Origin of the sequence: Pseudoalteromonas arabiensis (genome assembly GCF_001550155.1) — a bacterium.
GTDB classification, from domain to species: Bacteria; Pseudomonadota; Gammaproteobacteria; order Enterobacterales; family Alteromonadaceae; genus Pseudoalteromonas; species Pseudoalteromonas arabiensis.
Genome location: NZ_LRUF01000026.1, coordinates 356017 through 379957 on the forward strand (window position 1 = coordinate 356017; position 23941 = coordinate 379957).

Annotated in this window: 24 protein-coding genes; 18 read left to right on the forward strand and 6 right to left on the reverse strand. The window is 41.5% G+C overall.

Features of this window, described 5'->3' with window-relative positions; genetic code table 11:
• Positions 1-108: 108 nt before the first annotated feature.
• Both PAARA_RS18710 and dapE read left to right on the forward strand, forming a co-directional pair.
• Positions 109-1527, forward strand: coding sequence for an MATE family efflux transporter (locus PAARA_RS18710; RefSeq protein ID WP_062570504.1), 1419 nt, complete (start codon positions 109-111; stop codon positions 1525-1527).
• A 70-nt stretch (positions 1528-1597) separates the two neighbouring features.
• On the forward strand, positions 1598-2764 hold the full coding sequence (gene dapE, locus PAARA_RS18715) for a succinyl-diaminopimelate desuccinylase (protein ID WP_062570505.1): 1167 nt from the start codon (positions 1598-1600) through the stop codon (positions 2762-2764).
• A 75-nt stretch (positions 2765-2839) separates the two neighbouring features.
• On the opposite strand, the gene olsF is transcribed toward dapE, so the two are convergent.
• Positions 2840-4555 carry a bifunctional ornithine lipid synthase OlsF gene (gene olsF / locus PAARA_RS18720; protein WP_062570506.1) on the reverse strand — a complete coding sequence of 572 codons (1716 nt, stop codon included), beginning with the start codon at positions 4553-4555 and terminating at the stop codon, positions 2840-2842.
• A 124-nt stretch (positions 4556-4679) separates the two neighbouring features.
• Between olsF and PAARA_RS18725 the strand changes: the two genes are divergently transcribed.
• Together PAARA_RS18725 and PAARA_RS20925 are read left to right on the forward strand one after the other, a co-directional pair.
• Positions 4680-5600 (forward strand): 2-hydroxyacid dehydrogenase, encoded by a 921-nt coding sequence (locus PAARA_RS18725; RefSeq protein WP_062570507.1) that lies wholly within the window; start codon positions 4680-4682, stop codon positions 5598-5600.
• Between the two features lie 92 nt (positions 5601-5692).
• Positions 5693-5827, forward strand: a complete 135-nt coding sequence (locus PAARA_RS20925; RefSeq protein ID WP_267135597.1) for a hypothetical protein — start codon at positions 5693-5695, stop codon at positions 5825-5827.
• Positions 5828-5866: 39 nt separating this feature from the next.
• On the opposite strand, the gene smrA is transcribed toward PAARA_RS20925, so the two are convergent.
• The 3 genes from smrA to PAARA_RS18740 form a co-directional block, all read right to left on the reverse strand.
• Positions 5867-6448: a DNA endonuclease SmrA gene (gene smrA, locus PAARA_RS18730; RefSeq protein WP_062570508.1), complete on the reverse strand. Its 582-nt coding sequence runs from the start codon at positions 6446-6448 to the stop codon at positions 5867-5869.
• A 148-nt stretch (positions 6449-6596) separates the two neighbouring features.
• Positions 6597-6842: a hypothetical protein gene (locus PAARA_RS18735; RefSeq protein WP_062570799.1), complete on the reverse strand. Its 246-nt coding sequence runs from the start codon at positions 6840-6842 to the stop codon at positions 6597-6599.
• 101 nt (positions 6843-6943) lie between these two features.
• Positions 6944-7387, reverse strand: coding sequence for a hypothetical protein (locus PAARA_RS18740; RefSeq protein WP_062570509.1), 444 nt, complete (start codon positions 7385-7387; stop codon positions 6944-6946).
• Between the two features lie 166 nt (positions 7388-7553).
• On the opposite strand from PAARA_RS18740, the gene PAARA_RS18745 reads away from it, so the two are divergent.
• Positions 7554-7937 carry a response regulator gene (locus PAARA_RS18745; RefSeq protein ID WP_062570510.1) on the forward strand — a complete coding sequence of 128 codons (384 nt, stop codon included), beginning with the start codon at positions 7554-7556 and terminating at the stop codon, positions 7935-7937.
• Positions 7938-8022: 85 nt separating this feature from the next.
• On the opposite strand, the gene rpsT is transcribed toward PAARA_RS18745, so the two are convergent.
• The gene (gene rpsT, locus PAARA_RS18750) at positions 8023-8283 is read right to left on the reverse strand and encodes a 30S ribosomal protein S20 (protein WP_036967030.1); all 261 of its coding nucleotides are present in this window, start codon (positions 8281-8283) and stop codon (positions 8023-8025) included.
• 242 nt (positions 8284-8525) lie between these two features.
• Here rpsT and murJ point away from each other — a divergent pair, with 242 nt between their 5' ends.
• The 13 genes from murJ to PAARA_RS18815 all read left to right on the forward strand — a co-directional run bounded on the left by murJ (position 8526) and on the right by PAARA_RS18815 (position 23331).
• Positions 8526-10106: a murein biosynthesis integral membrane protein MurJ gene (gene murJ, locus PAARA_RS18755; RefSeq protein ID WP_267145286.1), complete on the forward strand. Its 1581-nt coding sequence runs from the start codon at positions 8526-8528 to the stop codon at positions 10104-10106.
• A gap of 72 nt (positions 10107-10178) precedes the next feature.
• Positions 10179-11105 carry a bifunctional riboflavin kinase/FAD synthetase gene (gene ribF / locus PAARA_RS18760; RefSeq protein WP_062570511.1) on the forward strand — a complete coding sequence of 309 codons (927 nt, stop codon included), beginning with the start codon at positions 10179-10181 and terminating at the stop codon, positions 11103-11105.
• 25 nt (positions 11106-11130) lie between these two features.
• The gene (gene ileS / locus PAARA_RS18765) at positions 11131-13956 is read left to right on the forward strand and encodes an isoleucine--tRNA ligase (RefSeq protein WP_062570512.1); all 2826 of its coding nucleotides are present in this window, start codon (positions 11131-11133) and stop codon (positions 13954-13956) included.
• A 9-nt stretch (positions 13957-13965) separates the two neighbouring features.
• Positions 13966-14466 carry a signal peptidase II gene (gene lspA / locus PAARA_RS18770; protein WP_062570513.1) on the forward strand — a complete coding sequence of 167 codons (501 nt, stop codon included), beginning with the start codon at positions 13966-13968 and terminating at the stop codon, positions 14464-14466.
• Positions 14463-14903, forward strand: coding sequence for an FKBP-type peptidyl-prolyl cis-trans isomerase (fkpB, locus tag PAARA_RS18775; RefSeq protein ID WP_062570514.1), 441 nt, complete (start codon positions 14463-14465; stop codon positions 14901-14903). Before lspA ends, fkpB begins: the two co-directional genes overlap by 4 nt.
• Complete coding sequence (gene ispH / locus PAARA_RS18780) at positions 14903-15832, forward strand: 4-hydroxy-3-methylbut-2-enyl diphosphate reductase (protein ID WP_062570515.1); 930 nt, start codon at positions 14903-14905, stop codon at positions 15830-15832. Before fkpB ends, ispH begins: the two co-directional genes overlap by 1 nt.
• Positions 15833-15870: 38 nt before the next feature.
• Entirely contained in the window at positions 15871-16899 is a 1029-nt protein-coding gene (locus PAARA_RS18785; RefSeq protein ID WP_062570516.1) for a sensor histidine kinase, read from the forward strand.
• Positions 16896-17603 (forward strand): LytR/AlgR family response regulator transcription factor, encoded by a 708-nt coding sequence (locus tag PAARA_RS18790; protein ID WP_267135596.1) that lies wholly within the window; start codon positions 16896-16898, stop codon positions 17601-17603. Before PAARA_RS18785 ends, PAARA_RS18790 begins: the two co-directional genes overlap by 4 nt.
• A gap of 113 nt (positions 17604-17716) precedes the next feature.
• A complete protein-coding gene (pilV, locus tag PAARA_RS18795) occupies positions 17717-18265 on the forward strand; it encodes a type IV pilus modification protein PilV (protein WP_062570517.1) in 549 nt (182 codons plus the stop codon).
• A gap of 1 nt (position 18266) precedes the next feature.
• Complete coding sequence (locus PAARA_RS18800; RefSeq protein ID WP_062570518.1) at positions 18267-19256, forward strand: PilW family protein; 990 nt, start codon at positions 18267-18269, stop codon at positions 19254-19256.
• Positions 19244-19726 carry a pilus assembly PilX family protein gene (locus PAARA_RS18805; protein ID WP_062570519.1) on the forward strand — a complete coding sequence of 161 codons (483 nt, stop codon included), beginning with the start codon at positions 19244-19246 and terminating at the stop codon, positions 19724-19726. Before PAARA_RS18800 ends, PAARA_RS18805 begins: the two co-directional genes overlap by 13 nt.
• A 13-nt stretch (positions 19727-19739) precedes the next feature.
• The gene (locus PAARA_RS18810) at positions 19740-22925 is read left to right on the forward strand and encodes a pilus assembly protein (protein ID WP_062570520.1); all 3186 of its coding nucleotides are present in this window, start codon (positions 19740-19742) and stop codon (positions 22923-22925) included.
• Positions 22909-23331 (forward strand): type IV pilin protein, encoded by a 423-nt coding sequence (locus tag PAARA_RS18815; RefSeq protein ID WP_062570521.1) that lies wholly within the window; start codon positions 22909-22911, stop codon positions 23329-23331. The genes PAARA_RS18810 and PAARA_RS18815 overlap by 17 nt, the downstream gene beginning before the upstream one ends.
• Positions 23332-23338: 7 nt before the next feature.
• On the opposite strand, the gene PAARA_RS18820 is transcribed toward PAARA_RS18815, so the two are convergent.
• Positions 23339-23872 carry a GspH/FimT family pseudopilin gene (locus PAARA_RS18820; RefSeq protein ID WP_062570522.1) on the reverse strand — a complete coding sequence of 178 codons (534 nt, stop codon included), beginning with the start codon at positions 23870-23872 and terminating at the stop codon, positions 23339-23341.
• Positions 23873-23941 lie beyond the last annotated feature (69 nt).

A 23941-nucleotide genomic window follows, 5' to 3' on the forward strand; every position in this document is an offset into this window, starting at 1 on the left:
TAGATTAAGTTTTTAATTAGGTACATAGAAAAAAGGTTGACTCGAGTTCACTTTAAACTCAGGCAGGTCTGATACAATAAGCTGCTTTTAAAATTTTAGGTGTGTTTAATGACAGATACTCAACATTTATTTCTTCATGGTTCAATAGCAAAAGCACTGTTGAAATTGGGTATCCCGATCATCTTAATCAATATTTTGCAATCTGCTTATCAGCTTACTGATGCCTTTTGGGTTGGCCGACTTGGCGCCGATCAAGTCGCTGCTGTGTCTGTGAGCATGCCTGTCACATTTTTAGTGATAGCCATCGGTTCAGGTCTTGCAATGGCAGGGGCTATTTTATCCGCTCAGTATATGGGAGCAGGCTTACAGGATAAGGTGAACCACGTTGCTGCACAAACAATGTTGATGGTCACAGTCACTGCAACAGTGTTAGGTTTGATTGGTTATTTTCTGTCCCCATATTTTTTAGTTTTACTTGGTGTTGAACAGGCTGTTTATGGCGACGCTTTGAAGTTTATGCATGTCTCTTTTATAGGGGTTGTTTTTGTATTCATTTACGCAATGTTTCAAGCGTTAATGCGCGGAATTGGCCAAACTAAAATTCCGCTTATTATTGTTAGTGGCACTGTATTACTTAATTTTGCCCTTGACCCATTGTTGATTTTTGGCTGGGGCCGTTTTTCAGGATTTGGGGTGATGGGGGCTGCATTAGCAACACTTATTACTCAGAGTCTTGCGGCACTAATTGGCGTATGGGTCTTTTTGCGGGGCCGTCATGGTATTCAATTAAAACTGTCGAGCTTTAAGCCTGACTGGCAATATATGAAACAAGCCTTCTTGTTAGGAGCACCAGGCTCCGTTGAGTTATCAGCACGGGCATTTGGGCTGATAATCATGTCATTTTTGGTTGCCAGCTTTGGCACCTACACATTGGCCTCTTATGGGGTAGGTTCGAATATTTTGCAAATGGTGATGATCCCTGCAATGGGGTTGTCGATGGCGGTGTCTACTTTGGTAGGTCAAAACATGGGAGCTGGAAATCCAAAGCGAGCAGCACAAATAACACGACTTGCTTGTATATGGGGCTTAACTGGGTTGTCGCTGGTGGGAGGAATTGCTTATTTATTTGCTGAATATTTAGTTGCCTTTTTCATTCCTGATGATCCGTCTGTCATTAAATGTGGTGCTGAGTTCATTCGTAAAATGTGTTTAACTTGGGGCGGGATCGGTGTGCAACTTTGTGTTGTTGCAACCTTTAGAGCATCAGGAAATATGCTCAATGCAATGATAGTTTCTTTGTTAGCGCAGTGTGTTATTCAGTTCCCAGCTGCGTATATTTTATCAAAACATACGGCGCTTGGTCCGCAAGGGATCTGGTACTCGTTTGCTCTAACGAATGTACTTGTGGCACTCATAACCTATGCATGGTTCTCAACAGGACGTTGGCAACGTACAAAATTAACGGAAGAAGACAAAGATATTGCTAAAGTGACGCAAGAGACCTTAATAGAAGAAGGAAATCATTAATTTAATCTTCACACAGCAGTCATAATTTCGAGTTGTAATAACCCTACATAGTGAAAAAACTGGGGTTATTATGAGTACAGAACTCGCGCCAAAGTTACAGCCACACAGCGATGTGGTTAAAGCATTACAAACATTAATCCAATTTAAGTCAGTCACTCCCCAACAGGCGGGGGCGATTGATTGGCTTGCGACAAAGCTGACTCAACTTGGGTTCGAGTGTGAGGTGTTTACTTTCAACCAAGTCACTAACTTAATTGCTAAAGTTTCATTTGGTAGCGGCCCTGTGGTGGCGTTTTCTGGGCATATTGATGTGGTGCCCGCAGCCGAAGGGGATTGGCGAGTTGATCCTTTTTCTGGTCACGTTGTTGATGGTGCTGTGTATGGTCGTGGCGCTGCTGATATGAAAGGCGGTGTGGCGGCTATGTTATGCGCTACAGAAAAGCTTGTTACTCAAAGCGAGGATAAGCAAGGAACTTTCTATTGGCTAATTACTTCGGATGAAGAAGGGGAAGCTGAATATGGATCGTTGCTTATCGCTGAGCGATTAGCAAAACAAGGCATTGTGCTCGATGGTTGCTTAGTGGGTGAGCCAACAAGCCACCTTCATGTTGGGGATACGATTAAGAACGGTCGTCGTGGTGCTTTATCGGCACGTTTATCAATCCAAGGTAAAGCAGGGCATGTCGCTTACCCAGATAATACAGTCAATGCTGCACACTTAAGCGCAGAAGTCGTCAAACGATTAACTGCAATATGCTGGCACAAAGATGAAGCTAGCTCAGCGACTACTCTCCAAGTCACCGGTATCAATATTGCGAACGTAGTCGATAATTTAGTTCCCGCCAGATGCGAGTTGACTTTTAATGTACGCTATAGTCATGGCTATAAAAGCACTGATGTGAAAAAAGAAATTCAATTTGCACTTACAGATCTTGCCGATACGATAAAAATTCAATGGGAACGTCCTTGTGAGTCTTATTACACTGCTTATCAATCACAAGATTGCTTGTTGAATAAACTGGAACAAGCTGTGCTTGAAGTGACAGGTAACTTTCCATTACTCAGTACCAGTGGGGGGACTTCGGATGGGCGATTTTTTGTCAATGAGCACACCCAAGTTATAGAGTGTGGGGTTTGTAACAACACGATCCACCAAGTCAATGAACATGTTCCCATCACTGATTTACTGTGTATTGAAAAAATTTATTACGCAGCACTTCGCAATATTTTTAGCTGAAGACTCATTTTTAAAACAAAGAAGCCGGCAATAAATGCCGACTTCTTTGTTTTTATAATATGGTAGGAATTATTTTTAGCGTGACTGACCTAAGTATCGCTTGGCCTTACTCGGTTTAACTTTATCTAAATCAACAAGCACTAAACCATCAATACAATTGTTAAATTCAGGGTCGATACTAAAGCTTAAAAACTGCACACCACCTGGCTCACAAAGCTCGGTGTATTGTTTGAACAAGGTCGGGACTTGTGCGCCAATATTGGCGAGTACATGTTTTAACTCAACAAAGTCCTCTTTAATATCATTATCCATAAATAGCTGAGCACATTGCTCTTTTTGTTGTTCGGTATGACGAAATTCATTATTAGGAATCGCCAATAGTTGCTCTGCCCCATAATAATGTTGGTAATAATGAACCAGTAGCGACTTTGCTTGCTCGGGGAGTGCGTTTGACACACTCACTGCACCAAATAAATAACGGTATTGTGGGTAGCGATTCACAAATGCACCAATGCCGAACCATAAATAATCAAGGCTCTTTCTACCCCAGTATTTTGGTTGCACGAAGCTACGGCCAAGTTCAATGCCTTTTTCAAAATAAGGTGCCATGTCATCGCTGTAGTTAAATAGGCTGTCAGTGTATAGACCTTTGCGGCCATGTTTCTCAATGATGTCTTGTGCACAGGCGAGTCTATATGCACCCACTAATTCAAGCTGCTTTGCATCCCATAAAACAAGATGCTGATAATCCATGTCGTATTTATCTATATCTCGACGTTTACCACTGCCTTCCCCGACTGCTCGAAACGCAATTTCGCGCAGTCGTCCTAGCTCACGGAAAATCGGCGAGCTACCACAGTATTGATATAAGTAAATTTTCATACCATCTGATGTTTCACCCAATAATTCACACTCTTCGATGGCCTTTTTTAGATCTTTAGTTGCTTCTGGGCTTGCTATAGGTGTTTGAGTTTTCAAAGGCAGCGGTTTTTTAGTGACAAGTCGATATAATTGCTTTCTTATTAGCTGCGCGATTTCTTTATCTTTTAAATTTTCAATTAAGTATGATTCAGGTGGAATGGACGCACCAATTTCAAACTCTAATGATTTTTGACGTTGTTTGAACATTTCTTTTACTAACAACAAACTCGCTAACGGTTTATAAATCATGGAAGTGCCGTAAAACAAAGGACTATTTTTCGCTTTAATGTAAATCGGCAAAATAGGGGCGTTGGCTTTTTTGGCCATGCGTAAGAAGCCACTGTTCCACTTACAGTCCTTAATTCCTGTGGGGCTTAAGCGAGATACTTCGCCTGCTGGGAAAATTAATAGCGCACCATCCGACTTTAAATGCTGTTGGATATTAGCCAGTTCTTTCTTTTTACTGGTGCCAGAAAGGTTATCAACAGGGAGTAGTAAAGAGTGCATAGGGGTGATAGACATCAGCATGCGGTTGGCAACCACTTTTAAATCTGGTCGCACGCTTGATAAAACCTTAACTAATGCTAATGCGTCGAGTGAGCCAATAGGGTGATTTGCCACAATAACGACGTTACCTTCACTGGGAATGTGTTCTATTTGCTTTGGCTTGTAGCGTGTGTCAAAGTCTAGCTCATCAAGAACCTGCTCAACAAATTCAAGCCCTTGTAAATGTGGGTATGCATCACCAAAGGCAACAAATTCCTGCTCGTGTAGCAAGTAACCGAGGCCTTTTTTAACTAAGCCTTTTACTTTTGGTGAATTTTCTAACTGTGGTAAATTTGCTTCTATTACTTTATCGACACTGATCATACAAACCTCAACATAAACGCATTCAGCGATGAGGTTAGAGTAAGAGTTCGCTGTGACAGTTAGGTTGCAGTTGTGTGACTTTTTAAAGAGCGCTTTGAGAGCGGTTCAAAATATGGAGAATACAATGATTTTACTTGTAGCTGTAACAGGTCGAGATTGCAGCCAATTAATTGCTCGATTACAAGCGTTATTACCTGAGGTTGACGTGCAGCTTTGGTCTGAGTGTTCCAACTATGAAGCAGTAGAGTTTGTGCTTGCCTGGAATGCACCGGCTGATTTATGGCCTAAGCTGGTAAATTTAAAAGCCGTGTCTTCATTTGGGGCTGGTGTCGATAGCATCGATTTGTCAGCGATAGCAGCGCATGTTCCCGTTGTTAGAATTGTTGATGATAATCTTGCAAATGATATGGCAGAGTATGTGTTGACCCATGTATTGGCACACAAGCTTAGGCTCAAAGAATATTATTTAAAACAATCAGCCAGCACTTGGAAGCCAAAGCGCGCGTATGCACATCAACATGTGGGTATTTTAGGCTTCGGCGAGCTAGGCAAGGCGGCAGCGATGAAGTTAGTAGCAAATGGCTTTAAAGTGAGTGCATGGTCAAACAGTGAAAAGCAGCATCCAGAGGTTAGCTGCTATCACACACAGCAAGGGCTTAATGAGATGCTTCCTTTGGTTGACTATCTAGTATGTTTATTACCATTGAATCAGCATACAGCGGGTATTATTAATGAAGATCTATTAGCGATGTTGCCTCCTCATGCGGTTGTCATTAATGTGGCAAGAGGTAAGCATGTTATTGATACAGATTTAATTTCGGCGCTAGATAGTAATAAAATACGTGCAGCCACATTGGATGTATTCACTCAGGAGCCTCTAGATAAAAAGCATCCATACTGGTCTCATGACAAGATTACGTTAACGCCCCATTGCGCTGCTTTATCTGATATTAACAGTGTAGTTAAACAAACCGCGACTAATGTTAAAAGATTAATTTGCGGGGAAGAGCTAATTAATAAGGTTGATAGAGCAAAAGGTTATTGACAAAGTGTGAATTAATTTATCAAACGTCTTGTTAACATCTGTAACTTTGTTATGCTGGGTAAGTACAATAAACAATAATAAGAAGAGGCGTTATGAAATCTAACCAAAATGGGGCGAAATTTAGTCTAGTCATTGTGTCTGTCATCGTTTTAGGTGTCTCTGCATGGTTTAATCAAGCGAATGCAAGTGAAACGCATGTTCAACCAGTAGTAAGTAACCAAAAATAATCGTGTTATTGGTGCACAAAGTGGATGTGCACCAACTGCCTAGCTTCTTTTAGAGTGGATCTCTCTGTTTTCGTGCTTTTTTTCATCCGACTTTTTCAGCAACACATAAGTTGCGCCATTCCCTCCATGGTGTTTGAGTGCGCTATGAAAGGCGAGTACAGATGGAATTTCTTGTAGCCATTTATTTGTGTAACTTTTTAATATTCCTGGTTTAAATTTGTTTTTAATGCCAATACCATGGCGAACTAACACTACCCGTATGTTGCGTTTATGACAGTCATCAATAAATGTAAGAAGCGTCGTTCTTGCGCGTTGAAGAGGTTGGCCATGTAAATCTAGAGTCGCATCTAGCTGGTATTTAGCTAATCGCAGGTTTTTAAAAACTTGTGCTTGCACACCTTCATTTTTAAAGCTTAAAACGGCATGGGGGTCTAATAGCTCCACATACTCGCTCTGTAGATAATTCTCATCTACAGATAAATCGCACTCAGCAGCTTTGCGTTTTTCTTGCTGAGCAAGTGACGGGCCTTGCTTAGTGCTTTTGAGTTTTACTGTGTCGTGTTTAAGAGGTTTAACATCTTCCATTGACATAAGAAATAAGTCGAAGTCGTCTAATGACATAAGGCACCCCTAAATTACTTATATACGCTGCATATGGTATATCAGTTCAGCTATTTTGTAAGTAAAAAAAAGCCCAAACAGATGGCTGTTTGGGCATAAACAATGATAGGTAGGATAACCTGTTCTATCAATTTATCTTAGGAGAAGTTTAACCTTGGTTGATATTCAATTGGCCAAATGTGTAAACCTTGAATAAATAAAATGTGTTGATCAACACTAAGCTCATATTTGAGATCACACTCGATGACATCAGATCTAGACTAAACGATAAAAATAATAAACTACACGCGCTAATCGCTGCAAAACGCAGTAAATTTAACTGATTAATAAAGAAAGCACCTAATCCTAGTGCAAGTAACGTTAAGTTTAAAAGCCAATCTAGCTCGTTTAGCATGGTCGTATCTAATAGTGTCTGTGTTGAAAAAGGAGCGCCATTATGGTGATCTTTTGCACAGTTTTCAACCAAGTAATTTTATTGTTTTCGGATTAGATTTTTTAATCCATGGCTAGCTTTTTTATTACAGCAAAAAAGCCACTTTGATCGGTAATGCGGTATTTCTGACAGCTGTTAGGGTCGCGTTTGTCTTGGCACAAATAAATAGTATTACGGCTAAGGTCTGCACGTGGGATTAGTGTAGAGTCAAACACGTTGGCTCCGTAGCCAAATATGCCAGGCCAGAAGACACTTTGCGATACCATGCCTAGTTTCTCGTAGGTGATAAGAATTGGTTTAGGAGTGATAAGCAAAATTAATAATACGACTGCTAAAATGTACCAACGGGCCGGACTTTTCTTTACAGTAGGCTCTGCTACGGTTTGTTGTATTGGCTGCGTGGGTGTCTGAGGCTTGCTTATTGTTTTTGGTCGTTTGCTAGGGACTGGTTTCTTGCGAGCGGGTTGCTGCCCAAGTAAAGATTGTTTTTTTACATTTTTAGACATAAAGCTTATCTGGCCTTTTATTTATAGGTCTCTATAATGAGATTATAACGAAGTTTTTGATATAATAGTTAAATTCAGATCATATAACATTGATTGTCCTAATTTGCGTAAAAGGTGCATTTCAACATGCAATTAGTGTTTATCTTTAAATATTAAGAGGAATAGTATGGATACGCAGCTTTCAATTTTAATTGTGGACGATGTGGGGACTGTCCGCAGTTTTTTAAGTCAAACGCTAATGCACTTAGGTATTGATAATGTGCGAGAGGCTTCAACGGCTGCACAGTGCTTAAGTGTATGTAGAGAAAAAGAGTTCAATATTATTTTCTTAGATATAGAGCTACCCGATGGTGATGGTAAGGAGATTATTTCACAAATTAATGAAATATCGCCAGAGGCGAATGTGGTGATGGTGTCAGCTCACTCTACGGTTGAAAATGTAAAAGAAGCAATTGAAAAAGGCGCTAAGGGTTTTGTTGTTAAGCCATTTACACCTAAAAAGATTGCGGCTATGTTGAAAAAATTCTACCCAGATTTAGAGATCGTTTAGCCGAGGAACACTTCTACTTAGGCTATTAAAAGTAAGGTAAAAAAAAACCGGCATAGGCCGGTTTTTTATATTCATCAAAAACAAATTATAGCGCTTTGATTTTAGCTGCTAAACGGCTCTTATGACGAGCTGCTTTGTTCTTGTGGATTAGACCTTTAGTTGCGTAACGGTCTAGGATAGGTGTTGCAACAGCGAATGCCGCTTGTGCAGCTTCTTTGTCGCCCGCTTCAATTGCAGCAACTACTTTTTTGAAGTAAGTGCGCATCATTGAACGACGGCTTGCGTTATGTTGACGATTTTTTTCGCTCGTAATAGCGCGTTTTTTTGCAGACTTGATGTTAGCCAAGGTTTGCTCCTAACAATCTTAAAATAAGCTTAATTTAAAGGCCGTGGAATATGCCTGTTTTTATCATGAATGTCAACGAAATTTTGACATCTCAAGAAAAACTGCTCCTTATAACGAACATCAATTTGCCGCTTTAGCAGTTAATATCGCCATTGTAACAAAGGGTCGAGTTCGAGCCTAGTGCTTTAAAGATATTTTAGGCATAATCGCCCATCTTAGAAGTTTTTATTCGTAGGTTTAGGGTGGCAAAAGGATTATTTCGTTCTGGGATGATTGTCAGTGCAATGACGATGATCTCGCGTATTTTAGGACTAGTACGTGATGCAGTTGTAGCCAATTTATTGGGGGCAAGTGCAGCTGCTGATGTGTTTTTATTTGCTAACCGAATTCCTAACTTTTTGCGCCGTTTATTTGCTGAAGGGGCGTTTGCACAAGCGTTTGTACCTGTTTTGTCTGATATTAAAGAGCAGCAAGGTGACGATAAAGTAAGATTATTTGTCGCTCAAGCTGCTGGCACCCTAGGGACAATTTTGCTCGTTGTAACTTTATTTGGTGTGATTGCCTCGCCAGTGATTGCCGCACTGTTTGGCACCGGTTGGTTTATAGATTGGTGGCAAGGAGGAGAAGATGCTGGAAAGTTCGAGCTGGCAAGCGCGCTTTTAAAACTCACTTTTCCGTATTTATTTTTTGTTAGTTTAGTTGCTTTAAGCGGTGCTGTGATGAATGTATACAATCGTTTTGCAGTGGCGGCGTTTACCCCAGTACTTTTAAATATATCCATTATCACTTGCGCTATTTTTCTGCATGATCAGTTTTCAGTGGGTGCATATGCACTTGCGATAGGCGTGTTTGTTGGTGGTTTAGTGCAGCTACTGTTTCAGTTACCGTTTTTGTATCGTGCCCGTATGTTGAGCCGTCCTCAATGGGCTTGGCAAGATGAAAACGTTAAAAAAGTACGAAAACTAATGCTGCCAGCGTTATTTGGCGTCTCTATTAGTCAAATAAACTTGTTGCTCGATACCATGATAGCTTCAATGTTAATGACGGGTTCTATTGCGTGGCTCTACTATTCTGACAGGTTGATTGAGTTTCCTCTTGGTCTATTCGGCATTGGTATTGCGACGGTGATTTTACCCGCACTATCTAAACTTCATAGCACGAAAAGCACACGTGATTTTCAGCACACGCTAGATTGGGGAGTGCGCTTTGTAATCTTTTTAGGCTTACCTGCCATGTTTGGCTTGATGGTGATAAGCCCTTTAATCATCACCGTACTTTTCGATCATGGGGCTTTTCAAAATGGAGAGATAGATCATGTTCAAGCGGTAAGTTATGGCGTAATGGCTTATTCGGTTGGCTTAGTTAGTTTCATGCTGATTAAGGTGTTAGCACCTGGTTTCTATTCCCGTCAGGACACGAAAACGCCTGTTAAAATTGGCATTAAAACGTTAGTGCTTAATATGCTTTTTAATATTATGCTAGCCCCGTTTATTGGTTATTTAGGGTTGGCGCTGGCCACGTCTATGTCGGCAAGCTGTAACGCGTATTTGCTGTATCGCCAGTTGCACAAAGAAGGGGTTTATCAGTTTTCAGGTATGAGCCTTAGATTTAGTTTTAAGTGTTTGTTTTCTAGTGTATTTATGGCGGCTGTAGTATGGTATGTCGGGCAGCGCTTTGCTTGGCAGACTTGGCACTTTATGGAGCAAGTTTCGTTACTTGCAGGGTTACTCGTGTTAGCCGCATTGGTGTACTTTTCTTCTCTGTTTGTAATGGGAATTCGACTAAATACGATAAAAAGTGTTGCAACTACTGAATCAAACTAAAAAAAAGATTATAATCGGCGTTTCACGCCCGATACCTGTGTTTGGGCTCGCTGATAAAGGCAAAAAGGTGGCATGGAGTTAATTAGAGGTATTCACAATATACGCGCGCAGCATTACGGCTGTGTGTTGACCATTGGTAACTTTGATGGTGTGCATTTAGGTCATGCAGAAGTGATAAAAGGCTTGCTACAAGACGCACAGAAACATCAACTACCAAGTACTGTGATGTTATTTGAGCCTCAGCCGCAAGAGTTTTTTGCCAAGGATAATGCGCCAGCGCGTTTAACCCGACTTCGTGATAAGCTAAGTTTACTTGCAAAGTTAGGTGTTGAGCGAGTGATTTGCATTAGTTTTAATCAGCAGTTTGCAAATATGGAAGCGGAACAGTTTGTAAGCCAAGTTTTGGTTGAAAAGTTGGGTGTCAAAGCACTGACCGTGGGCGATGATTTTTGTTTTGGTAAGCGTCGCCGCGGCGACTTTTCACTACTAAAAAGCATGGGCACTGAGTTAAATATGGATGTGAAAAGTACCGCCAGTTTTCGCAGACTCAATGATAGAGTAAGCAGTACCCTTATTCGCCAAGCACTTGCTGCAGGGCAATTAGAAGATGCAAAAACCATGTTAGGTCATGGCTATGCGATATCTGGACGTGTTATTCATGGCTGGGCAAAAGGCCGTGAACTAGGGTTTAGAACAGCAAACATTGCTTTAAAACGCCAAGTATGTCCTGTAAATGGCGTGTTTGCGGTACGAACAACTGTTGGCAATAAAGAGCTATTTGGGGTTGCAAATATTGGCAACAAACCCACATTTAATGGAACACGCGCATTGTTAGAAGTACACCTTTTTGACTTTGCGCAAGATATTTACGGACAATTTATGCACGTGGAGCTGATTAAGAAGCTTCGCGATGAGAAAAAATTCGAGACATTAACACAACTGACGGCGCAGATTGCAGATGATGTAACCGCCGCGAAGCAGTGTTTTGGTTTAAATTAGGTAGCCGATACGGAAAGTAGGATTAATGAGCGACTACAAACATACTTTGAATTTACCGGAAACAGCGTTTCCAATGCGCGGCAATTTGGCACAACGTGAACCAAAAATGCTTAAGACATGGTATGAAGACGATCTTTATGGTCAAATTCGCAGCGCTAAAAAAGGTAAAAAAACCTTCATTTTGCATGACGGCCCTCCGTATGCAAACGGTGATATCCATTTAGGCCACTCGGTAAACAAAATTCTTAAAGATATTATTGTTAAGTCAAAAACCTTGTCTGACTTTGATGCGCCTTATGTGCCAGGTTGGGATTGTCACGGTTTACCAATTGAATTAATGGTTGAAAAGAAAGTAGGCAAGCCAGGCGTGAAAGTGTCGGCTGCTGAGTTCCGTGAAAAATGTCGCGAATATGCTAAAAAGCAAGTTGAAGGTCAAAAAACAGACTTTAAACGCTTAGGTGTATTTGGTGATTGGGATAAGCCTTACTTAACAATGAATTTCGACTTTGAAGCGAATGCAATTCGTGTACTTGGTCGCATTATTAAAAATGGTCACTTACACAAAGGTGCTAAGCCTGTTCACTGGTGTACAGATTGTGGTTCAGCGCTTGCTGAAGCAGAGGTTGAATACCAAGATAAACAGTCGCCAGCAATTGATGTACGTTTTGAATTTGCTGACCAAGATGCTGTTATTAACGCATTTGAACTAGCAGATGGCCATAAAGGCACGGGTACTGTTAGCACCGCAATCTGGACTACAACACCATGGACATTACCTGCTAACCGTGCAGTAGCTGTTCATGAAAAACTTGAGTATGCCCTTGTTCAAATTGACGATGAAGGTGCACAGCAGCGTCTAATTTTAGGTTCTGAGCTAGTTAAAGATGCTATGGATCGTTATGGCTTTAAGCATTATCACGTACTAGGTTATGTAAAAGGTGCTGCACTTGAGAATTTACAGGTTGCTCACCCATTCTATGACTTCACAGTGCCAGTTATTGTTGCTGATCACGTAACGACTGATTCTGGTACCGGTGTTGTTCATACTGCGCCTGGCCACGGTCAAGAAGATTTCGCAGCGGGTCTTGCTTATGGTTTAGAAGTAGCTAACCCTGTTGGTGCTAACGGTGTTTACTTACCTGACACACCAATGTTTGCTGGTCAGCACGTATTTAAAGCAAATGCGAGCGTCATTGACGTATTAACTGAAAACAATGCGCTATTACACCACCATGCATTAACACATAGCTACCCACATTGCTGGCGTCATAAAACGCCAATCATCTTCCGTGCTACGCCGCAGTGGTTCGTCAGTATGGATCAAGCTAACCTTCGTCAAGATTCATTAAACGAAATCAAAAAGACTGAGTGGTTACCGGAGTGGGGCGAAAGCCGCATTGCCAACATGGTTGAAGGACGTCCTGATTGGTGTATTTCACGTCAACGTACATGGGGTGTGCCAATTGCACTATTCGTTGATAAAGACACCGGTGCGCTTCACCCAAATACCCAAGAGTTAATCGAAGAAGCGGCAAAACTGGTTGAAAAATCAGGTATTCAAGCTTGGTATGATTTAGACCCTGCAACATTACTTGGCGATGACGCTGAGCAGTACATGAAAGTACAAGATACGCTAGATGTATGGTTTGATTCAGGTGTGACTCATGCCTGTGTGGTTGATGCGCGTGATGATTTAACAGGTCCTGCTGATCTTTACTTAGAAGGTTCTGATCAACACCGTGGTTGGTTTATGTCGTCTATGATGACATCGGTTGCTATCAATGGCCATGCGCCGTATAAGCAAGTCTTAACACATGGTTTCACGGTTGATGAAAACGGCCGTAAGATGTCCAAGTCATTAGGGAACGTTATTTCACCACAAAACGTGATGAACAAACTAGGCGCTGACATCTTACGTTTATGGGTTGCCTCAACTGACTTTACAGCAGAAATGACTGTATCTGACGAAATTTTTAAACGTTCAGCTGACCGTTACCGTCGTATCCGTAACACCAGCCGTTACTTACTTGCCAATCTAAATGGCTTTGATCCAAAAACCGATCAAGTTGCCATTGAAGACATGGTTGAGCTTGACCGTTGGATTGTTGGCCGTGCAGCCGAGCTTCAAGATGAAATCTTAGCAGCTTACGACAAGTACCAAATGCTGCTGGTAACGCAAAAGCTTATGAACTTCTGTACTGGTGAGCTTGGTTCGTTCTACCTAGATGTAATCAAAGACCGTCAGTACACAGCGAAAAGCGATAGCCATGCACGTCGTTCATGTCAAACAGCGCTTTACCATATTGCTGAAGCAATGACGCGTTGGATGGCACCAATCTTAAGCTTCACAGCACAAGAAATTTGGGAAGCATTGCCAGGCGAGCGTGATAACTTTGTGTTCACTTCGGTGTGGTACGATGGCTTAAAAGCCTCTTCGCAAGGTAAGTTCAGCAACGACGATTGGTTAACAATTTTAAATGTGCGTGATGAAGTAAACCGTGTACTAGAAGCGGCTCGTAAAGAAGACGTTATTGGTGCAACTTTACAAGCAAACGTAAGCATCTACGCAAGTGAAGAGCTAAGCGCGAAACTAGCTGCGTTAGGTGATGAACTACGCTTTGTATTATTAACGTCAGGCGTCACCGTTGAAACTGTAACAGCGCAGCCTGAAGGTACTCAGGCGACTGAGATTGATGGCCTATTCATTAAAGTCGCTGCAACAACCGCTGAAAAATGTGAGCGTTGTTGGCATTACTGTGATGATGTAGGTGCTAACCCTGCTCATCCTGAAATCTGTGGCCGTTGTGTAAGCAATGTTGACGGCGATGGTGAACAGCGTCAGTTCGCATAGGAGTTGTTTGTGAGCAAACTAGCCGGAAAAAGTGGCTTGGTTTGGTTATGGCTGAGTCTACTACTTTTAGTAGTAGACCATGCGACAAAAACACTTGTCGTTAATACCATGGCCTACAAAGAGTCAATCGATATTCTGCCTTTTTTTAATTTCACTTATGTACATAACTATGGTGCCGCTTTTAGCTTTTTAAGTGACTCTGGAGGTTGGCAACGCTGGTTTTTTAGTCTGATTGCTGTGTCGATCAGTGTACTTTTAGTATGGTGGCTTAAACGCTTACCAGCAACAAACAAGGTACTGTGCTCAGCATATGCATTAGTGTTAGCAGGGGCTATTGGCAATTTATACGACCGTATTGCTTATGGTTATGTCATTGACTTCTTGCACGTCTATTATGAAAACTGGCACTTCCCTGTCTTTAATATTGCCGATTGTGCCATTTGTATTGGTGCCGCATTACTTTTATTTGATGCCTTCACAGGCGAAAGTCCTAAGGAGCAAAAAGCATGAGCCAAGCAGTAATTGGTAATAACTCTGAAGTGATCTTTCATTTCTCGATTAAGTTAGAAGATGGCTCAGCAGCCGATTCTACTAAAGTTCATAATAAACCAGCTAAATTGCGAATGGGTGACGGAAGCCTAACAGAGAACTTTGAAAAATGTTTGTTAGGTTTAGCGGCAGGTGACAATAAATCTTTTGAACTTGAGCCAGAGGATGCATTTGGTCAACCTAATCCTGATAACATTTATTATGTTGACCGCAGCAAGTTTGGTGCCGATACCCCAGCTGAAGTTGGCAATATAATCGCGTTTACTCAACCAGACGGTACTGAATTACCTGGTCTTGTTCGTGAAGTACAAGGTGAGTCTGTAACGATTGATTTTAACCATCCTTTGGCAGGTCAACGTTTGACTTTTGAAGTTGAGATTTTAGAGGTAGCGGGCTGATGGATATTTTATTAGCCAATCCGCGTGGTTTTTGTGCCGGAGTGGATCGTGCAATTAGTATTGTTGAGCGCGCACTCGATATCTTCGAAAAGCCTATCTATGTTCGCCATGAAGTTGTGCATAATCGTTATGTGGTTGATGGTTTAAAAAATCGTGGTGCTGTTTTTGTTGAAGAGCTTGACCAAGTGCCTGACGATAGCATTGTTATTTTTAGTGCCCATGGTGTATCGCAAGCTGTTCGTAACGAAGCAAAACGCCGTGAATTAAAAGTGTTTGATGCAACCTGTCCGCTGGTCACTAAAGTTCATATGGAAGTAACGCGTGCGAGTAAAAAAGGCATAGAGTGTGTGTTGATTGGCCACCACGGGCATCCTGAAGTTGAAGGCACCATGGGTCAGTACGACAACGAAGCGGGTGGTATTTACTTAGTAGAAACCCCTGAAGATGTCGAAAAGCTGAGCGTTAAAAACCCTGAAAACCTATTCTACTGTAGCCAAACGACATTATCAGTGGATGATACGGCAGATGTGATTGATGCACTACGTGCTAAGTTTCCAGCCATTGATGGCCCACGCAAAGATGATATTTGTTACGCAACGCAAAACCGTCAAGACGCAGTCCGTGATCTAGCGGATAAAGTGGATGTATTACTTGTTGTGGGAGCAAAAAATAGCTCTAACTCAAATCGTCTACGCGAGCTTGCTGATAAAATGGGCACTAAGGCGCATTTGATTGATGATGCAAGTAACGTTGAAGCGGATTGGTTCAACAATGTAAATGCGGTGGGTGTTACTGCCGGCGCATCTGCACCCGAGGTTTTGGTTCAGCAAGTTATTGCGCGCCTGAAAGAATTAGGCGGTAATCAAGTTGTTGAAAACCCTGGTGAAGAAGAAAATATAGTATTTGCCGTTCCTGTTGAGCTACGCTAATCTAAGCGGATAACTGTGAACAAAAAATAGGAGAGCCCATGAGCAAACAGCCAACTAAAAACGGTTTGCTGATTGAGGCTCTTTTTCAATCCAGAGGGGTACTCGCAACCCTCGTCGTCAGTCAAACCATTGCTGTTTTATTGGCTTTTTCGCCTGCAAGCTATGGTGATGTGTGGCTTCGCCTAGCTGTTTTTAGTTTCTTTTTACACCTTGTTTTTCTGACTAGCGTTGCCGTGCTTTATGTTTCTAGAGAGCCGCTTGCTAGATTATCAAATACATGGCAAGTCATTGCCTTAAGTTCCTTACTTCTTTTATTAACATGCTTGTACAGCTTTTTTGTGCTCAGTCTTTTTGATGAACTTTATCAGGTTGACTCCCTAACTCATTTTTTAGCAAGCAATATGCTGATTATCTTTTTAGTGACAGTGCTTTTTGTACAGTTTATTTCTATTCATAATCAAAAAGAGCAGCAGACAAAAGCGTTAATCCAAGCAGAGCTGGATGCTTTACAAGCACGTATTAGACCGCATTTTTTATTTAACAGTTTAAATACCGCAGCAGAACTGACTCACCATGATGCTAATGCGGCTGAGCAGGCTATTTTAGCTTTAGCCGCTTTGTCGCAGGCAGCAATGAGAAGCGGTAAGGCAATTAGTTTAAGTGATGAAATAAGCTTATGTCAGCAATATATTAGCTTAGAAAAATGGCGTTATGGTGAGCGCTTAGTGGTGTGTTGGCAATTACCTGATGACATACCAGAATTAGATATTCCCTGTTTAACAATTCAGCCACTGATTGAAAATGCTGTTTGTTATGGTGTCGAGCCGGCAGATAAGGGAGCGAGGATTAATATTTCTATGCATGTTTCAGATAAAAGTTACACGTTTATAATTACTAATCCGCTTTACAAAAATAAGGGTGCTTCGCCAAGTGGTAACGGCATGGCGCTTGAAAATATTCGCCAGCGTTTAGAGCTTTTTTATAACTATAAAGCCCAGTTACTGACCACTCAAAGAGAGGGGGAGTTTAGAGTGAAACTTGTGCTACCAAGGCTAAAAATACAATGATAAGTACATTAATTGTTGATGATGAACCGCTAGCACGGGCCCGTATAAAACGCTTACTCGCAGCGCACCCTCAATATGAGGTGATAGCCGATGCTGAGGATGGCGAGTTGGCAGTTAAGTTATGCCAACAGTTACAACCTGATTTAGTCCTTTTAGATATTAACATGCCAAAGTGCTCAGGGATGGACGTTGCAGCCGTGTTGAAACAGCTGACTATTCCACCTGCCGTAGTGTTTTTAACAGCACACCCAGAGCACGCGCTCGAAGCTTTTGAGCTTGCTGTTGACGGTTATTTAGTTAAACCCGTTACAGCGGATGCATTATCGAAAACGCTGTCTCAACTGAGAAGATTAAATCGTGCTCAAGTGAGTAAAAGTGATGACCTTTATATTAGCTATCAACTTGCAGGGGTCATTAAGCGAGTGCATATTGAAGATATAATTTGTTGTACAGCTGAGCAAAAATATACGCGTTTAATCTTTGACGGTGGCGAAGCTTTAGTCGAGCAAAGTTTAAAACAGCTTGAACATCAGTACCCAGCGCAATTAATGCGCATTCACCGTAATACATTGGTTAATAAAAACCGAATTTATAGTATGACCCATGATGATGGTGTGCACTCGTTGATGTTAGATGGTGTGTCGACAAAATTTGTTATAAGTCGACGAGAAGTAAAGTCTGTTAAGGCTATTATGGGTAAATAGCGTGGCTTAATGTACCGTTTATCAATAAAAATGACCGCTCATCCATTCTTATATTGCTATTTATTGACCCCACCTTATGCTTAATCTATGGAAAAGTATCAATTGAATTCATTATGTTAAACAAATCACAAGTCCAAGGCTTTACGCTAATCGAAGTGCTTATAGCTTTTGTGATCTTAAGCTTTGGCTTGCTCGGTGCTGTGGCACTTCAAGCAAAGGCAAAGCAAGCGAGTTTTGACTCAATGCAGCGTGCAGCGGCTATTGCTTTGGGTAACGATATTATCCAGCGAATGCGTGCGAATGACACGGCAGGGTTTGCAGGTCGTTATAACGGAACATTAACCAGTGACACACCATTAAATACAAATTTACAGTGCTTTAATAACGCTTGCTCTGCAGAGCAAGTGGCGGCACTTGATAAACAGCAGTGGGTGAGAGCTATTCAAGCGCGTGAGAATACGGGGGCTTTAGATGATGCAACCGTGTGTATAAATGCAGCGTCGCTGGGCACAGCAAATGAATTTAATATTGAAGTGGTTATCAGTTGGCAAGGCCGTCAAAAGATTAAAGCAAACAGTGATACAGCAGCAGTTGATTGCGGCGCATCAAATGATAAACGACGCTTAATTGTACTCGAAAGTTATATATATCTAAGGTCTTGATATGAAAAAGCATATTGGCTTTACATTAGTCGAAATGATGGTTGCACTGTTTATAGGTGGCCTGGTGTTGGGCGGAGTCATGTTCACTTATTTGAGTATGAAAGTCACAACCCGAGACACGATGACAATAGGCGAGCTTCAAGAAACGGGCCGACTTGCAATGAATATAATGCAGCGTGACATTGAGCAAATAGGTTTTTGGGGAACATATTACGAAAAATCAATGACATCTGAAAATACGGATACTTTAACCAATCCTGGTAACGATTGTTTTGGGGGACTCAATAACGGCAGTTTCCCTGACGCGGCATCCGTTACTAACTTTCGCTCTGTTTATGCGGTAAATACAACCGATAATACCGCACTAAGCTGTATTAATAATGTAAAAAAAGATACCGATGTTCTGCAAGTAAAGTTTTTAGAGGGCTTAGAGATAGCACCTGCTGAAACAAACAATAATTTTTACTATTTTATCGCTGAACAAGATAGGGGAGAGTTTCGCAGGGGTCCTGTTGATGCAGCCAGCATAAGTGGCAATGCGACTGTATGGCGTTATCGTCATCATGTTTACTATATTTCTGAGCAAACATTCACTATTAATGAGCAACAAATTTCTGTACCTGTACTGATGCGCAAACGACTAAGACCAGGCTCTGGTATGGTGACCGAAACCATTATGGAAGGGGTCGAAGACATACGCTTTGTATTTGGCCTAGATACAACAAATAACAGCCGTGTTGATACCTATAAAAGTATTGAAAATATGACTAACTCTGATTGGGAAAATCGTCAAAGTATTTTAACTGTTCAAGTCTTTTTACTCACAAGGTCGTTAATGCCTGATGCAAATCTGAAGTTGCAAAATCAAACCTACACGTTGGGTGAAGATGCAAATAAGCGAGAGCTTACATTTAATGATAACTTCAGGCGTGCGTTGTTCACTACGACTATCCGCTTAAATAATGTAGGAGCAAACCTATGGCGCATTTAGTATCGATAAAAAAACAGCAAGGTGTTGTGCTGATAGTCGCCTTGATTATGGTTGTGGCTGTAACTGGAATAGCGGTTACCTTAATGAGTAGCAGTAGCATTGATATAAAAATTACGAATGCGGCTCAAGAGCGGGATGCCGCCGAGAACAAACTAATCGGTATTGTTCAAGAGGTCATTGCAAAAGAAGCACTCGAAGACGGTAAAAGTGCATTTTTATTGAAACCCGCAAAAATACCTGCTGAGGGTTTTAAAATGAACAAAGTTGATAATGAGACAAGCACACTTAAAAATATGAACAAAGGGCCATCAGCATTACTTTGCCCACGCAAGTTTGATCCGACCCCAGGTATTGTTTGTAATATGGTGCAAATTGACTCAAGCCTTACTTATGGTTCTAAGAGTAAGCACACATTAACCGTTGTCACAGGTGTTGCCCAAGAGATGGCAAACGTGAATTCGGGGAGTTAACTGGAGATTTATGATGAAAATTAAACGCTTAACTCGCAGTATACTGCTCGGTTTTATAACGCTAGCTGGTATGTCAGTGCAAGCAGAAGATATAGAGCTTTATGTTAATCACAATGTCGATTTAGATGAGAGGCCGCGTGTTCTAATTGTGTTCGATACCTCAGGAAGTATGGCGTTTTCAACAGCAACAGGTAACAGTTGTGGCTATAACTATTATACCGGCTACGTTGTATGTCCGGACAGTCGTTTGGGGGTTGCACAGGGTGCAATTACCAGCTTGGTTGATGACAATGACGATATTGATTTTGGCCTGATGAGGTTTAATGGTACAGAAGGGGGTTATGTACTTGCAGGTATTGGCTCATCGACATCACTTTTAAAGCAAACTCTTTCAGCTCTCCCTGCTGATGGTGGTACGCCTTTAACGGAAACATTATGGGAAGCGTATCTCTATATTACAGGGCAAAGCGTATTTTATGGACAGAATGTTAGTGAAGCCCAGCGTGACACATCAATAGAAACGAGGGTTCAATCAGGACCGTGGTGGCGACCTAGATATAGCTATACTTATAACTCACCTTTTGATACTACAGAAGAAGCCAAACGTTGTGATAACTCAATTAACGTTATTTATATGACTGATGGGGATCCTTCTGCTGACCAAGATGGCGAGCAAAATAGCAATATTAGCTCATTGTATAACACTCATTTTAATCAATATCTATCTAGCACAGACAAAATAGCCGGTGTATACCTACACAAGCTTGCTCAGATAATTCACGGCACTGAGGATGTTGACGTGGATTTATTCCCTTCGACACCGGATATTCATGAAACAGGGCGAGTATACACAATCGGCTTTGGTAGCGGTATGAGTAATAATGGTAAACGCTTACTATCGGAAACGGCTAAGCTAGGTGGCGGCCAATACCTCCACGCGAATACCTCTGAGCAATTATCGCAGGCACTTAAAAATACCATTACTCAAATCCGTGAAGTAAACGATAGTTTTACCTCACCGTCCATCGCGAGTAATAACGTTGATCAAACCCGTAGTCGTGAAGATATTTACTATGCAATGTTTTATCCAGAAACAGGTGCTCGTTGGCGAGGTAATCTAAAAAAACTAAAAGTGTCTGGTGAACAAATTGTTGATTCGACAGGTAAACCAGCTTTAAATGAAGATGGGCTTATATCAAACAAAGCGCGTACATATTGGTTACCAGATAACGAGGAAGCTGATGGTAATACAGTGCAACGCGGCGGTGTGAACCTGCTGTTGAGTAGCCTTGCAAGTCGAAAACTTTATACTGATGCAGGCTCGTCAGCTTTAATCAGCTTTACGAAAAGTAATGTATCTAATGCGCTTGGCGGAGATGATAAAGCGGCAGCTGCGTTTGGAGTGGACAAGTCTCAATTACAAAAAACGATTGATTGGGCAAGGGGAATCGATGTTGATAATGAGGATGAAGATGCATCTTCAATTGATCAACGCCAAGATATTTTCGGTGATCCGTTGCACTCAAAGCCTGTGACAATAGATTATGGTAATGACGATATACGTATTCTAATTGGCACCAATGCGGGTTTTTTGCATCTTTTTCAAGATAAAAATGACGTGCTAAAAGAAAGCTGGGCATTTATGCCAAGTAGCTTATATAAAATAGTGAAACCGTTAAGAGACAATCAGTCCAACACAAAGGTGTACGGCGTCGATGGTCCTATTTCAGTGTTCTTTGATGATAAGAACGGTGACGGGATTGTTAACGGTAGTGACCGCGTGTGGGCTTTCTTTGGCTTTAGACGTGGCGGTAGTTACTATTATGGTCTTGATATTACTAACCCTGATTCACCAAGCCTGATGTGGAATGGGCCTATTGTGGGGGGGTCTGCTGACTTTAAAGAGCTTGGTCAATCTTGGTCTAAACCGACGGTGACCTATATAAATCTAGAAGGGTATGAAGACCGTCCACTGCTGGTTTTTGGAGCAGGTTATGATACCAATAAAGATAATGTTATTCGTACTGCTGATAGTAAAGGGCGAGGCATTTATATTGTCGATGCACAAACGGGTAAAAAGGTATGGGCACTCACGCCAACTGAAAATGGTTTTCAAGGCAATCACAGCATAGCCTCAGACATAACAACACTGGATTCTGACTATGATGGCTACGTTGACCGTTTATACGCCACAGATACCGGCGGCAATGTTTGGCGCGTAGATATGCCTTCAAACACTCCTAACGACGCGAAGCAGCCATGGACACATTTTAAACTAGCGAGTTTAGGCAATACTCTATCGACGCAAGACCGACGTTTCTTTTATAAACCGTCGGTGGCCAGAACTGTGTTCAGCAAAGTGACAAAAACAACGGTGAATGGCCAATCGACAATTGCCCGACTAGACACACCGTATGATGCGGTATTAATTGGTAGCGGCAATCGCTCAAAGCCTACAGCCACCACGACTAACGATCAGCTTTATATGATTCGTGATATCAATACAACTACACAATCATTCCAAGGTAGTGACGTCCCCGTCGCCATTACGCAATCAGACTTAATGAATATGGATTCAGACCCATTTGGTAATGCATTAGACGATGTTGAGGAGTTTACAGAGCTTGAAGTTGAGTTATCTGAGTATTACGGTTGGTACTACAATTTACCTGCTGCTGGTGAGAAATCACTGGCTGCTAGTACGGTGATTGGTGGTGTGGCTTATTTTACAAGTTATACCCCATCTTCTGCCACTGAAACGGTAAACCAGTGTTCTTTAACTGGTGGGGCAGGTGGCCTGTATGCATTTCATTTGCATTATGGCACCAAGGTTTATGACGAATTAAAATTTACTACATCAAATGATGTACCAGATACGCCACAGTTATACTTTGGTGTTGGTGATAGTTGTGTTGACAAAAACAACAATGGTTTTTGTGATGATTTATCTGATACTGAAAACCCTGACGTAATTAAAGATACAAACATAAAAGTGGAAGAAAAAAGTCAATTTATGACCATAGGGCCGGGTCTCAAAGGGCAGCAGAATCCGTTTAAAGTTAAAAAAATAGTTGGGCCAAATCTCACTCAAGAAGATGGTAAAATTAAGCTCGTAAGCGATACTGATCCTGTTGGCTTTGGCTTTGAGACACAACAAACCTATATTTATAAGCGAGAAGTAAATGATAAAAGTCAATAAAGCGAACGCTGGCTTTACACTGATAGAGCTCATGATAACAGTGGCTATTTTGGGAATTATTGCCAGTATTGCCTTGCCTAGTTATTTTCAGCATGTCAAACGTACTGCCAGAACAGAAGCAATAACGGCATTATTAGATGCTGCCAATAAGCAGGAACAATTCTTTGTTGATAATAGAGAGTATACAACTGTGCTGGCTGATTTAGGTGTCGCAAGTAAAACAGAGAATAACTTCTATACGATATCTGTGACTGTTGATAATGATGCGGGGACATTTGAGTTTACCGCCACACCTGCATCGGGACCTGTATTACAAGATACCGAATGCACCTCTTTATCAATCTCAGATACCGGATTAAAGACATCGAAAGGCTCAGCTAATGCAAAAGAATGCTGGGGCCGATAAAAAGAGCCTATAACTGGCACTTATCAGTATCTTTTAAACGAGTACGGCCGGTAAAACTTAGCGAAATAGCAAGCCCTTTTAGGCTTGCTTTTTTGTACTCAGGGCAATAGATAAAAGTGCCGTTATTAAAGCCCATAGGGGTGCCATTAGGCCTAAAAGTAATAGCATGTCGAGGGTAGGTGAGTTGATCTAGCCTGTTAATTGCCTCTAGCTCAAGGATGACTGTATCACTACTATCAAGCACACCAATTTCATTATTGTCTACAAATACGGTGAGTGATTTGTGCCAGTAGTCCTTGTTACAGTGATTATCTTTTAGAGCACAAAATGTTATGAATGCATCGTTGGTTTGTGCATTATGACGGCTTATCCCCAGCGCACGCCTAATCTCTTGCATTTTGTTTTCTAGGCGATTTTTGGCAAGCAAAGGGGTATATTCAAACAACGCTATATTAAGAAGAATAGCTAAAACAGACAACACAACTAAGCTTTCTATAAGTGTTGTGCCTTTTAATTTCCACCAATACGTTTTTGTCTCCATCCGTGAAGATCTCATTTATTATAGTTTCTTCAACTATATTCATGTCCCTTTATTGGTGTCAAATAAGTT

Bases quoted from the DNA above. Each gene is read 5' to 3' on its own strand.
- PAARA_RS18710 (WP_062570504.1), top strand. From the start codon at position 109: ATGACAGATACTCAACATTTATTTCTTCATGGTTCAATAGCAAAAGCA.
- dapE (WP_062570505.1), top strand. From the start codon at position 1,598: ATGAGTACAGAACTCGCGCCAAAGTTACAGCCACACAGCGATGTGGTT.
- olsF (WP_062570506.1), bottom strand. From the start codon at position 4,555: ATGATCAGTGTCGATAAAGTAATAGAAGCAAATTTACCACAGTTAGAA.
- PAARA_RS18725 (WP_062570507.1), top strand. From the start codon at position 4,680: ATGATTTTACTTGTAGCTGTAACAGGTCGAGATTGCAGCCAATTAATT.
- PAARA_RS20925 (WP_267135597.1), top strand. From the start codon at position 5,693: ATGAAATCTAACCAAAATGGGGCGAAATTTAGTCTAGTCATTGTGTCT.
- smrA (WP_062570508.1), bottom strand. From the start codon at position 6,448: ATGTCATTAGACGACTTCGACTTATTTCTTATGTCAATGGAAGATGTT.
- PAARA_RS18735 (WP_062570799.1), bottom strand. From the start codon at position 6,842: ATGCTAAACGAGCTAGATTGGCTTTTAAACTTAACGTTACTTGCACTA.
- PAARA_RS18740 (WP_062570509.1), bottom strand. From the start codon at position 7,387: ATGTCTAAAAATGTAAAAAAACAATCTTTACTTGGGCAGCAACCCGCT.
- PAARA_RS18745 (WP_062570510.1), top strand. From the start codon at position 7,554: ATGGATACGCAGCTTTCAATTTTAATTGTGGACGATGTGGGGACTGTC.
- ribF (WP_062570511.1), top strand. From the start codon at position 10,179: ATGGAGTTAATTAGAGGTATTCACAATATACGCGCGCAGCATTACGGC.
- ileS (WP_062570512.1), top strand. From the start codon at position 11,131: ATGAGCGACTACAAACATACTTTGAATTTACCGGAAACAGCGTTTCCA.
- fkpB (WP_062570514.1), top strand. From the start codon at position 14,463: ATGAGCCAAGCAGTAATTGGTAATAACTCTGAAGTGATCTTTCATTTC.
- ispH (WP_062570515.1), top strand. From the start codon at position 14,903: ATGGATATTTTATTAGCCAATCCGCGTGGTTTTTGTGCCGGAGTGGAT.
- PAARA_RS18785 (WP_062570516.1), top strand. From the start codon at position 15,871: ATGAGCAAACAGCCAACTAAAAACGGTTTGCTGATTGAGGCTCTTTTT.
- PAARA_RS18790 (WP_267135596.1), top strand. From the start codon at position 16,896: ATGATAAGTACATTAATTGTTGATGATGAACCGCTAGCACGGGCCCGT.
- pilV (WP_062570517.1), top strand. From the start codon at position 17,717: ATGTTAAACAAATCACAAGTCCAAGGCTTTACGCTAATCGAAGTGCTT.
- PAARA_RS18800 (WP_062570518.1), top strand. From the start codon at position 18,267: ATGAAAAAGCATATTGGCTTTACATTAGTCGAAATGATGGTTGCACTG.
- PAARA_RS18805 (WP_062570519.1), top strand. From the start codon at position 19,244: ATGGCGCATTTAGTATCGATAAAAAAACAGCAAGGTGTTGTGCTGATA.
- PAARA_RS18810 (WP_062570520.1), top strand. From the start codon at position 19,740: ATGAAAATTAAACGCTTAACTCGCAGTATACTGCTCGGTTTTATAACG.
- PAARA_RS18815 (WP_062570521.1), top strand. From the start codon at position 22,909: ATGATAAAAGTCAATAAAGCGAACGCTGGCTTTACACTGATAGAGCTC.
- PAARA_RS18820 (WP_062570522.1), bottom strand. From the start codon at position 23,872: ATGGAGACAAAAACGTATTGGTGGAAATTAAAAGGCACAACACTTATA.